Below are 10,647 nucleotides of genomic sequence, written 5' to 3'. Positions count from 1 at the left end.
TCCCGGCACAGCGCGAAGAAACAGGAAGCCACGGAATCCCCACCGGAAACCGTGCCGCATAGCGGCACAGCAACCGGTCAGGAAGGCCAGAATCCTCGAGCTTCAGCCCGAGGTGCAAGTCAATCGTCCCAGGCCTCGATGACGATCTGCCGGGAGATCTTCCCGTCGCGCAGCGTGATCATCGACTCGGACATCACGCGCACGCCGTCCGCGTACGCACAGGACTCGCTGTAGGCGGCGTTGTCGCCCTGGACCACGCACCCCTCCAGCGTGTGCGTCATGTCCCGGCTGTAGACGTCGGTGAGCATGCCGCCGATCTCGTCGCGTCCCCGCAGCACCTTGGGGCTGCTGGGCTGCGCGTTGCGGTTGACCAGCCGGATCTCCGCGTCGTCGGTGTACAGCGACAGAAGGAGGTCCGGGGTGTCGCCCTCCACGGCCCGGCGCAGGGTGTCGGTGTCGAACGAGGGGGTGGTGCCGGTGCCCATGCTGACCTCCTTCGAGACCCGCGGCACGACGGGAAGGGCGGCCGCCGAGGCCTCTGCCTCGAGCGTCCTCCGCCCGGCGGGACGGGGCAAGCCCGGTCGCGCGCGCTCCGCCTGACGGGTGACCGGGGTGCGGGGGCCGTGTCCGGCCGCGGCCCGCCCGCGTTGCGCCGGGCATGAAGTCGACACGACGTATCGCAGCCGCCGTCGGCCTGGCCGCCGGTCTCACCGGTCTCGCCGCACCGCTGGCGGACGCGGCCCCGATGCCCGGACCGGACGCCGGCCTGCCCACCGCGGTGACCACGCTCGACTCCCTCGCGGTGAGCGGTGCCCCCGCCGACCGCCAGGGCCGGATGCCCCGCCCGTCCGAGCAGCTCACCCGCCTCGACCAGCTCAAGGAGCTGAGCCGGGCGAACCGGCCGCAGGGTTTCCGCCCGGTCGACACCCCGGTCACCCGGATGCTGCCCGCGCTGTAGGCCGCACCGCATCCCCGCCGAAGGGCCGCCCCCGCCGGGGCGGCCCTTCGCGCGTGGTCAGCCTGCCGTCGCCAGGAACTGCGTCGCCGCGAGTTCCGCGTACAGCGGGTCGGCCGTCACCAGCTCGCGGTGGGTGCCGACCGCGCGGACCCGGCCCGCGTCCATCACCACGATCCGGTCGGCCGTCGTCACCGTGGACAGGCGGTGCGCCACCACCAGGACCGTCGTGGTCCGCGCCACGTCGGCGACGGTGTCCCGCAACGCGGCCTCGTTCACCGCGTCCAGCTGCGAGGTGGCCTCGTCCAGGAGCAGCAGCCGGGGGCGGCGCAGCAAGGCACGGGCGATGGCCACCCGTTGCCGCTCACCACCCGACAGCTTGGTGCCCCGGTGCCCGACCAGCGTCTCCAGACCGTCGGGCAGCCGCGCCACCAGACCGTCGAGCCGGGTCGTCTTCACCACCCGGGCGAGGTCGGCGTCGTCCGCGTCGGGGTTGCCGAGCAGCAGGTTGGCCCGCAGGGAGCCCGACAGGACGGGCGCGTCCTGCTCGACGTAGCCGATCGCCGACCGCAGTCGCGGCAGCTCCCAGTCCGCGAGGTCCCGGCCGTCGAGCGTGATGGTCCCGGACTCCGGGTCGTAGAACCGCTCGATGAGGGAGAACACCGTCGTCTTTCCCGCGCCGGACGGGCCGACGAACGCGGTCATTCCCTGCGCCGGTACGGCGAACGTCACCCCGTGGTGGACGTAGGGCGACTCCTCGGAGTACCGGAAGCGCACGCCGTCGAAGGCCAGCGCGGCGGGCTCGGCGCCGGGGGCGGGCAACGGGGCGGGGGCGGCGGCCGGTTCGGCGGGCAGGCTCAGCGCCTCCTGGATCCGCGCGAGCGCCGCCGAGCCCGTCTGGTACTGCGTGATCGCGCCGACGACCCCTTGGATCGGCGACATCAGATAGAAGACGTACAGCAGGAACGCCACCAGGGTGCCCACGTCGATCGCGCCGGTCGCCACCCGGGCCCCGCCCACCGCGAGCACCGTGATGAACGCGATCTGCAGCGCGAGCCCGGCCGTGTTGCCCGCCGCGGCCGACCACTTGGCGGCCCGCACGCTCTGCCGCCAGGACTCCTCGGCGGCCTCGTGCAGCGTCCGCTCCTCGCGGTGCTCGGCACCGGACGCCTTGACCGTGCGCAGCGCGCCCAGGATGCGCTCCAGCGACGCCCCCATCACGCCGACCGCGTCCTGCGCCTGCCGGCTGGCCCGGTTGATGCGCGGCACGATGACCCCGAGGATCGTCCCGGCGGCGAGGATCACGGCCAGGGTGACCGCGAGCAGCACGGGGTCCACCACACCCATGAGCGCGAGCGTCGCCACCAGCGTGAGCCCGCCGGTGCCCAGACCCACCAAGGAGTCCGTCGTCACCTCGCGCAGCAGAGTCGTGTCCGAGGTGATCCGTGCCATCAGATCGCCCGGCTCGGTACGGTCGACGGCGGTGACGCGCAGCCGCAGCAGATACGACGACAGGGCGCGCCGCGCGCCGAGCACCACCGACTCGGCGGTGCGGCGCAGCACGTACGAACCCAGCGCTCCCACCGCCGCGTTCGCCACGACCAGGGCCGACATGAGCAGCAACGCCCCGGTGATGGCGCGGTCGTGGGACAGGTCGTCGATCAACGCCCGTGCCACCAGCGGCAGGAGCAGACCGGTGGCGCCGGTGACAAGGGAGAGCAGGGCGCCCGTGAGCAGGGCCCAGCGGTGCGGGCGGACGTACCCCAGCAGCAGGCGCCAGGTGGGCGGCGCGCTCTCGGTCTCGGCGATGCTCACGAGGCTCCTCGGCGGTCGGACGGAGCCCTCAGGCTACGTCCGCCCGCCCGGCCCTGGGTCCCTCCGGTCGGCGTCATGGCCGTGACTCCCCGCCTCGCCGACGGCGAGGGCGGTGGGGGGGCGCGTTCACGGAAGAGGGGATACCTGCAGCAAGGGAGTAGAATACCCCTAGGGGTATGAGGAGGAGTGAGCGTGGAGCTTCGGTTCGAGGGCGATGACCTGAAGTCGGTGCTGAACCGCCTGCGCCGGGCGCAGGGGCAGATCGCCGGCGTGATCAAGATGATCGAGGAGGGCCGCGACTGCGAGGACGTGGTCACCCAGCTCGCCGCCGCCTCCCGCGCCCTCGACCGGGCCGGTTTCGCGATCATCGCGACGGGCCTCCAGCAGTGTCTGACCGACGTCGAGAAGGGCCGCGCGGACGGCGAGACGGCGGAGCGGACGAAGGCCCGGCTGGAGAAGCTGTTCCTCTCGCTCGCGTAGGGCGCGTTCCGGGAGTGCGGACCGGCTCGTGGCTCCCGTCCTTCCGAACCTGGGCCGACTGCCTCCGGGGGCGCGCGACCGCGGCGACAGAGATACCGGTAGGGGTGTTCTCAGCAGTCGGAACGCGTGGGAACGGACCCCCCTCTGTGCCGTTACCGATCAGTCACACCTAGGGTCAGAACAGGACGCACAGCCGCAGAGGAAGGGTGGAGCACATGGCGCAGGAAGTACGCGGCGTGATCGCGGCGGGCAAGGACGAGCCGGTGCGGGTGGAGACGATCGTGGTGCCCGACCCCGGACCGGGCGAGGCCGTCGTCCAGATCCAGGCCTGCGGTGTCTGTCATACCGACCTCCACTACAAGCAGGGCGGCATCAGCGACGACTACCCCTTCCTGCTCGGCCACGAGGCCGCCGGGATCGTCGAGTCGGTCGGCGACGGCGTCACCGACGTCGCGCCCGGCGACTTCGTGATCCTCAACTGGCGCGCGGTGTGCGGCCAGTGCCGGGCCTGTCTGCGCGGACGCCCCTGGTACTGCTTCGACACGCGCAACGCGCGGCAGAAGATGACCCTCGCCGCCACCGGCCAGGAGCTCTCCCCGGCCCTGGGCATCGGCGCCTTCGCGGAGAAGACCCTGGTGGCGTCCGGGCAGTGCACCAAGGTGGACCCGGCGGTCAGCCCGCAGGTCGCGGGGCTGCTGGGCTGCGGGGTGATGGCGGGCATCGGCGCCGCCATCAACACCGGGAACGTCGGCCTGGGCGACAGCGTCGCCGTCATCGGGTGCGGCGGCGTCGGGGACGCCGCGATCGCCGGGTCGCGACTCGCCGGGGCCGCGAAGATCATCGCCGTCGACATCGACGACCGCAAGCTGGCCAAGGCCCGCGAGATGGGCGCCACCCACACGGTCAACTCCCGTGAGACCGACCCGGTCGAGGCGATCCGCGAACTCACCGGCGGCTTCGGCGCCGACGTCGTCATCGAGGCCGTCGGCCGCCCCGAGACCTACCAGCAGGCCTTCTACGCCCGCGACCTCGCCGGCACGGTCGTCCTGGTCGGCGTCCCGACCCCCGAGATGAAACTCGAACTGCCGCTGCTGGACGTCTTCGGCCGAGGCGGCGCGCTCAAGTCGTCCTGGTACGGCGACTGCCTGCCCTCCCGCGACTTCCCGGCGCTGATCGACCTGCACCTCCAGGGCCGCCTGGACCTCGGCGCCTTCGTCACCGAGACGATCGGGCTCACCGACGTGGAGAAGGCGTTCGAGCGGATGCACCACGGCGACGTGCTGCGCTCGGTGGTGGTCTTCTGATGACCGCCCGCATCGAACGCCTTGTCACCTCGGGCCAGTTCACCCTCGACGGCGGCACCTGGGACGTCGACAACAACGTCTGGCTCGTCGGCGACGACCACGAGGTGGTCGTCATCGACGCCGCGCACGACGCCGACGCCATCGCCGAGGCCGTCGGCGGCCGGCGCCTCGCCGGGATCGTGTGCACCCACGCCCACAACGACCACATCGACGCCGCGCCCGCCCTGGCCGACCGCACCGGCGCGACGATCTGGCTGCACCCCGACGACACACCCCTGTGGAAGCTGACCCACCCGGACCGCGACCCGGACGCCCACCTCCAGGACGGCCAGGTCATCGAGGTGGCCGGCGCCGACCTCACGGTCCTGCACACGCCGGGCCACGCACCGGGCGCCGTCTGCCTGTACGACCCCGGGCTCGGCGTCGTCTTCACCGGGGACACCCTCTTCCAGGGCGGCCCCGGCGCCACCGGCCGGTCCTACTCCCACTTCCCGACGATCATCGACTCGATCCGCGACCGGCTGCTCGCCCTCCCGCCCGAGACGAAGGTCCTCACCGGCCACGGCGAGGCGACCACCATCGGCGCCGAGGCACCGCACCTGCAGGAGTGGATCGACCGGGGCCACTGACCCCCGACCGGGTGAGCCCGGAAAAGGCCCGGAGAAACACGACAGAAGATGTCCGGCTTCCCCGGCACCCTCGGAACCCACAGCACTTCAGGGGCCATGGGAGGCCGGACATGTCACACCCGCTCGAGGGCAAGGTCGCACTGGTCGCCGGGGCGACCCGGGGAGCCGGACGCGGCATCGCCGTGGAACTCGGCGCCGCCGGGGCCACCGTCTACGTCACCGGACGCAGCACCCGCGCCCGGCGCTCCGAGTACGACCGCCCCGAGACGATCGAGGACACCGCCGACCTGGTCACCCGGGCCGGCGGCCACGGCATCGCCGTGCCCACCGATCACCTCGACCCGGCGCAGGTCCGCGCTCTCGTGGACCGCGTCACCCAGGAGCAGGGGCGGCTCGACGTCCTCGTGAACGACATCTGGGGCGGCGAGAAGCTCTTCGCCTGGGACAGCCCCGTCTGGGAGCACGACCTCGACGACGGCCTGCGGCTGCTCCGCCTCGCCGTCGACACCCACGCCATCACCAGCCACCACGCGCTGCCGCTGCTCCTGCGCCGGCCCGGCGGACTGGTCGTCGAGATGACCGACGGCACCGCCGACTACAACCGCGACCACTACCGCGCCTCCTTCTTCTACGACCTCGCCAAGACGGCCGTACTGCGCATGGCCTTCTCCCTCGGCCAGGAACTCGGCACGCGCGGCGCCACCGCCGTCGCCCTCACCCCCGGCTGGCTGCGCTCGGAGATGATGCTGGACACCTTCGGGGTACGCGAGGACAACTGGCGCGACGCCCTGGAGCGCGTGCCGCACTTCGCCATCTCCGAGACCCCGCGCTACGTCGGCCGGGCCGTCGCCGCCCTCGCCGCCGATCCGGACGTGGCCCGCTTCAACGGGCGGTCCCTGTCCAGCGGGCAGCTCGCCCGCGTCTACGGCTTCACCGACCTCGACGGCAGCCGCCCCGACGCCTGGCGCTATCTGCCCGAGGTGCAGGACGCCGGTAAACCGGCGGACACCACGGGCTACCGCTGAGGCGGCACCGGATCGGGCGCGGCGAGCGGCCGGCGCGGAGTGCCCCGGCGGCAGTCCCGGATCGTCGCGGACGGCCGCCTCCGCCGGCAGCGGCCCGGTCTCCCAGGAGCGCGGGGAGTCGCCGAAGGAACGCGGACATGTGCGTACGCCATCTGCCGCGTTGATCGTTCCGCCAGTACCGTGTGCGTCCATGACGGACACCACGCGCTTCGCCGACCACGCGGTCCTGGTCACCGGTGCCGCCCGCGGCATCGGGGCCGCGGTCGCGCGCCGCCTCGCCGAGGAGGGCGCCCGCGTCCTGCTGACCGACCGCGACGGACCCGAGGTCGAGGAGACCGCGGCCCGGCTGCGCGGCCTCGGCCACACCGCCCGGTCGCTGGCCTGCGACGTCGCCGACCGCTCCGCCGTCGAGGCGGCCGTCGCCGAGGCCGTGGACGCCTTCGGCGCGCTCGACGTCCTCGTGAACTGCGCCGCCTCCTGCAGCCCGGACACCCCGCTGTTCGACGACGACCCGGACGAGGCCTGGGACCGCGACCTCGACATCACCCTCACCGGCACGTACCGCTGCTGCCGGGCCGCCCTGCCGCACCTGGCCGCCTCCGGCCGGGGCGCCATCGTCAGCATCGGCTCGGTCAACGGCCTCCAGGACTTCGGCAACCACGCCTACAGCGCCGCCAAGGCGGGGCTGGGCTCGCTCACCCGCACCCTCGCCGGCCACGCCGCCGCCCGGGGGGTCCGCGTCAACCTGGTGACACCCGGCACGGTGCGCACGTCGGCCTGGGAGGGACGGGACGCCGACCTGGAGGCGGTCCGCCCGCTGTACCCGCTGGGCCGCGTCGGGGAGCCCGAGGACATCGCCGCCGCCGTCGCCTTCCTGGCGTCGCGCGACGCGGTCTGGATCACCGGCACCACCCTCGTCGTGGACGGCGGCCTCACCGCGGTGAACAGCGGTTTCCGGGCGGCGGTGGGCCGCCGGGACGACGCCTGAGACCGTCCGGGCACCGACCGTAACCTCACCGTTCGGTCACGACCCGGTCCGCGCCACAACCGAACCCGCCCCCGATGTGTCTATGCAGCAGAAGTCCACGAACACACACGTCAGGGAAGGGCCCGGCCATGGGGGACACACGCAGACGGCGCGCCGTCGCACTCGGCATCACCGGCGGACTGGTCGCACCGCTCTCGCTCACGCTCGGCGCCGCTCCGGCGCAGGCCGCGACGGGCTGCACCACGCAGACCGGCCCCTACCAGAAGCAGGTGGAGAAGTTCCTCGGCCGGCCGGTCGACGGGAAGCAGTCCACCGCCGACTGCACGGCCATCAAGGCCTTCCAGACCAAGCACGGCATCAGCCCCAACGCCGGCTACGCCGGTCCCGTCACCTGGGGCGTGATGGACCTCATGAACAAGCAGAAGGCCGTCGGGACGAACCCGAACAAGGACGGCAAGTGCCCCGTCAACAAGGGTCGTATCGCCTGCGTGAACCTCACGCTCCAGCTCAGCTGGGTCCAGGACGGCAAGAAGCTCGTGTACGGCCCGGTCCCGGTCCGCACCGGCCGTGACGGCTACGAGACCCGCACCGGTCTGAAGAAGATCTACTGGCGGCACATCGACCACGTGTCGAGCCTCTACAACGTGCCGATGCCGTACTCCCAGTTCTTCGACGGCGGCCAGGCCTTCCACTCGGTCGGCGTCAGCATGTGGAACCCGCCGGGCTCGCACGGCTGCGTCAACATGACGAAGACCGACGCGAAGAAGTACTGGTCGCTGCTGAAGAACGGCGACGACGTCTACGTGTACGGCCGCAAGCCGGGCACCTGAGTCAGGACAGGCACCCGGCCCGCGGGCCGGTGACGCCCGGGGCGTCACGCCTCGGGCGCGTCCCCGAGGTCCGGGATGTCCAGCCGGACCCCGCCCTGCCGCGCCGACTCGTGCGCAATGATGCCCGGCAGGGTGTAGCGGGCGGCCACCCACGCGTTCACCGACGGCAGGCCGCGGGAGTTCACCGCGGTCACGAAGTCGTCGACGAGGAAGTGGTGGCTGCCCTCGTGCCCATTGTGCAGGTGGTCGAACTCCCGCGGCAGCCGGGACCGGTCGTGCACCGGCGCCGACCCGGAGGTGAAGGCGGCCCGCAGCTCCGGAGCGATGTGCTGGAGCGAGGGGTCGTCGGGGGACAGGGTCTGCTTGGGCTCGAGGAGCTCGCTGATGTCCTTGACGCCCTTCTTGTCCTGCCACAGGGCGACGGTGGCCAGCTGCTCCATGCTCGCCTCGGTCCCGAAGAACCGGAAGCGTGACTCCCTGATGTGCGACGGGTAGCCGACCCGCCGGAACTCGTTGGTGCGGAACGAACCGCCGCCCGCCACCTCGAACAGCGCGGTGGCGTTGGAGAAGTCGTTGTCGAACTGGCTGACCGACCGGTCGAAGACGCCGTCGCCCCGGTCGTCCAGCACCCCGATCGCCGACACGCTCACCGCGTGCGTCCGCCACGCGCCCAGCACACCGCCCACCGAGTGCGTCGGGTACAGCAGCGGGGGATAGGAGGCGGTCGCCTTCCAGTTCTCGCCGCCGCTGTACTGGTAGGCCTCGTAGAACCCGAGGTCCATGTCGTGGACGTAGTCGCCCTCGGCGTAGAACAGGCGCCCGAAGGCGCCCTCGGCGATCTGGTTGCGGGCGTGCACGGTCGCCGGGTTGTACTCGCTGGTCTCGCCCATCATGTACGTCAGCCCGGTCGCCTTGACCGCGTCGACGATCGCCGCGATCTCCTCCGTGGTGATCGCCATGGGGACGGCGGAGTAGACGTGCTTGCCGGCGTTCAGGCCCTGGATGACCAGCGGGCCGTGGGTCCAGCGCTGGGTGAAGATCGCGACCGCGTCCACGGCCTTCGACTCCAGCATCGCCTCGTACGACGGGAAGGTGCCGGCCAGTCCCTGCGCGCCGGCGAGCCGCTCGGCCCGCTCGGGCAGCAGATCGGTGACGTACACGTCGCTGACACCGGGGTGGGCCTGGAACAGCGTGGCGAACTGGCCGGAGAACTGGCCGGCGCCGACGATGCCGAGGGAGAACGTCATGGAGTGGGTGCCTTTCACTGGCCGAGGATGAGGTTGATCTGGTCGTTGGTCCTGGTCAGGCCGCTCACGGGGGCGTCGTTGGCGTAGACGTCCTGCATGGCGGGACGGATCAGGGCGTACACGTCCGCCGCGTAGTCGGTGATCGGGAAGGAGAAGGTCGCGGAGTCCCTCTTGTCGGTGACCGGTTCGGTGAAGGCGGACACGTCGATGCCCTTCCTGCGGTACGCGGCCACTGCGGCGGCCGTGCCGTCGGGGGTGGCGGGGAAGACGATGCCGTAGCGGCCGACGGTCCTCTGGCACTCGTTCGAGGCCAGGTACCGCACCCACTTCTTGGCGCCCTCCTTGTTGCGGGCGTTGCGGGTGATCGAGTCGGCGAGGCCGTTCATCATGGTGGCGCGCTTGCCGGTCGGGCCGACCGGCGTGGGCGCGGTGCCGACGTCGAGGCCCTCGGCGCCGTAGTAGCTGGAGATCATCCAGGCGCCGTCGAACGCGGTCGCCGCCTTGCCGGAGGCGACCTGGGCGGTGGCCGGGTTGGCGCCGTCGGTGTAGTCGGTGAACGGCGCGAGATAGCCCTTCCTCGCGAGGCCGAAGTACCAGTCGATCACCGACTGGAACGTCTCGTCGCCGTACCGGTACTCGGTGCCCCAGCGGGCCTTGTCGGTGTAGCGCCAGCCCGCGGAGGCGGCGAACGGGCTCCAGGTGGTCTGCCCGTCGGCGTCACCGGCGCCGCCGGTCGCCATGCCGTACACCGCGACGTGGCGCTTGTCGAAGCCCTTCTCGTCGCCGCGCACGCCGTTGCGGTCGACGGTCAGGTGCGCGATGGCCTTCTCGAAGGTGCCGCCGTCCGCGGGGTTCCAGTCCAGGCTGTTGAGCTCGTCCGTGCCGAGCCCGGCCTCCTCGACCATCTTCCGGTTGTAGAAGAGGGCGACGGTGTCCCAGTCCTTGGGCGCGCCGTAGCGACGGCCGTCCTGGCCGCGCCAGTTGGCGGCGAGGCCCGGCTGGTAGGCGGAGTCGTCCAGGCCCAGGTCGTCCAGCGGTTCGAGGACCTTCAGATCGGCGAACTGGCCGAACTTCTGGATGTGGTCGGTGAAGACGTCCGGTTCGGTGCCGGCGATGAAGCTCGCGGTGAGCTTGGTCCAGTAGTCGGCCCAGCCCATCTGGGTGATCTTCACCTTCAGGCCCGGGTTCCGCTTCTCGAAGTCCTTCGCGCACGCCTGGTAGGCGGGCAGCTGGTTGGCGTCCCAGAGCCAGTACGTCACGGTGTTCCCGCCCGCCCCGGCCGAGCCGCCCTGGCCGCAGCCGGCGGTCAGGGACAGGACGAGCGCCCCGGTCAGCGCCGCGGCCGTCCGTGTGTGAACTCGCATCCCTGTCCCC

General features: G+C 72.0%; 11 protein-coding genes. 7 read left to right on the top strand and 4 right to left on the bottom strand.

The window, feature by feature from the left end:
* Window positions 1-119: 119 nt before the first annotated feature.
* Entirely contained in the window at window positions 120-485 is a 366-nt protein-coding gene (locus ABZ899_RS33810; RefSeq protein WP_361353917.1) for a nuclear transport factor 2 family protein, read from the bottom strand.
* 173 nt (window positions 486-658) lie between these two features.
* Between ABZ899_RS33810 and ABZ899_RS33805 the strand changes: the two genes are divergently transcribed.
* A complete protein-coding gene (locus ABZ899_RS33805; RefSeq protein WP_361353914.1) occupies window positions 659-958 on the top strand; it encodes a hypothetical protein in 300 nt (99 codons plus the stop codon).
* Window positions 959-1,015: 57 nt separating this feature from the next.
* Here ABZ899_RS33805 and ABZ899_RS33800 read toward each other — a convergent pair whose 3' ends face one another.
* Window positions 1,016-2,770 (bottom strand): ABC transporter ATP-binding protein, encoded by a 1,755-nt coding sequence (locus ABZ899_RS33800; protein ID WP_361353911.1) that lies wholly within the window; start codon window positions 2,768-2,770, stop codon window positions 1,016-1,018.
* A 192-nt stretch (window positions 2,771-2,962) separates the two neighbouring features.
* Between ABZ899_RS33800 and ABZ899_RS33795 the strand changes: the two genes are divergently transcribed.
* The 6 genes from ABZ899_RS33795 (at window position 2,963) to ABZ899_RS33770 (ending at window position 8,026) form a co-directional block, all read left to right on the top strand.
* Window positions 2,963-3,250, top strand: coding sequence for a metal-sensitive transcriptional regulator (locus ABZ899_RS33795; protein ID WP_361353908.1), 288 nt, complete (start codon window positions 2,963-2,965; stop codon window positions 3,248-3,250).
* A 215-nt stretch (window positions 3,251-3,465) separates the two neighbouring features.
* A complete protein-coding gene (locus ABZ899_RS33790; RefSeq protein WP_361353905.1) occupies window positions 3,466-4,554 on the top strand; it encodes an S-(hydroxymethyl)mycothiol dehydrogenase in 1,089 nt (362 codons plus the stop codon).
* The gene (locus ABZ899_RS33785) at window positions 4,554-5,183 is read left to right on the top strand and encodes an MBL fold metallo-hydrolase (protein ID WP_361353902.1); all 630 of its coding nucleotides are present in this window, start codon (window positions 4,554-4,556) and stop codon (window positions 5,181-5,183) included. Before ABZ899_RS33790 ends, ABZ899_RS33785 begins: the two co-directional genes overlap by 1 nt.
* A 110-nt stretch (window positions 5,184-5,293) precedes the next feature.
* On the top strand, window positions 5,294-6,208 hold the full coding sequence (locus ABZ899_RS33780) for an SDR family oxidoreductase (RefSeq protein WP_361353899.1): 915 nt from the start codon (window positions 5,294-5,296) through the stop codon (window positions 6,206-6,208).
* A gap of 190 nt (window positions 6,209-6,398) precedes the next feature.
* On the top strand, window positions 6,399-7,196 hold the full coding sequence (locus tag ABZ899_RS33775; protein WP_361353896.1) for an SDR family NAD(P)-dependent oxidoreductase: 798 nt from the start codon (window positions 6,399-6,401) through the stop codon (window positions 7,194-7,196).
* Between the two features lie 128 nt (window positions 7,197-7,324).
* Window positions 7,325-8,026 (top strand): L,D-transpeptidase family protein, encoded by a 702-nt coding sequence (locus tag ABZ899_RS33770; protein ID WP_361353893.1) that lies wholly within the window; start codon window positions 7,325-7,327, stop codon window positions 8,024-8,026.
* A gap of 44 nt (window positions 8,027-8,070) precedes the next feature.
* On the opposite strand, the gene ABZ899_RS33765 is transcribed toward ABZ899_RS33770, so the two are convergent.
* Window positions 8,071-9,273 (bottom strand): Gfo/Idh/MocA family oxidoreductase, encoded by a 1,203-nt coding sequence (locus ABZ899_RS33765; RefSeq protein WP_361353925.1) that lies wholly within the window; start codon window positions 9,271-9,273, stop codon window positions 8,071-8,073.
* Window positions 9,274-9,287: 14 nt separating this feature from the next.
* Complete coding sequence (locus ABZ899_RS33760; RefSeq protein WP_361353890.1) at window positions 9,288-10,637, bottom strand: sugar ABC transporter substrate-binding protein; 1,350 nt, start codon at window positions 10,635-10,637, stop codon at window positions 9,288-9,290.
* Window positions 10,638-10,647 lie beyond the last annotated feature (10 nt).

The sequence above is a fragment of the Streptomyces sp. NPDC046859 genome (assembly GCF_040645135.1).
Classification (GTDB): domain Bacteria; phylum Actinomycetota; class Actinomycetes; order Streptomycetales; family Streptomycetaceae; genus Streptomyces.
The sequence above is the reverse complement of the archived record's forward strand: the minus strand, read 5'-3'. Positions and strand labels throughout refer to the sequence as shown.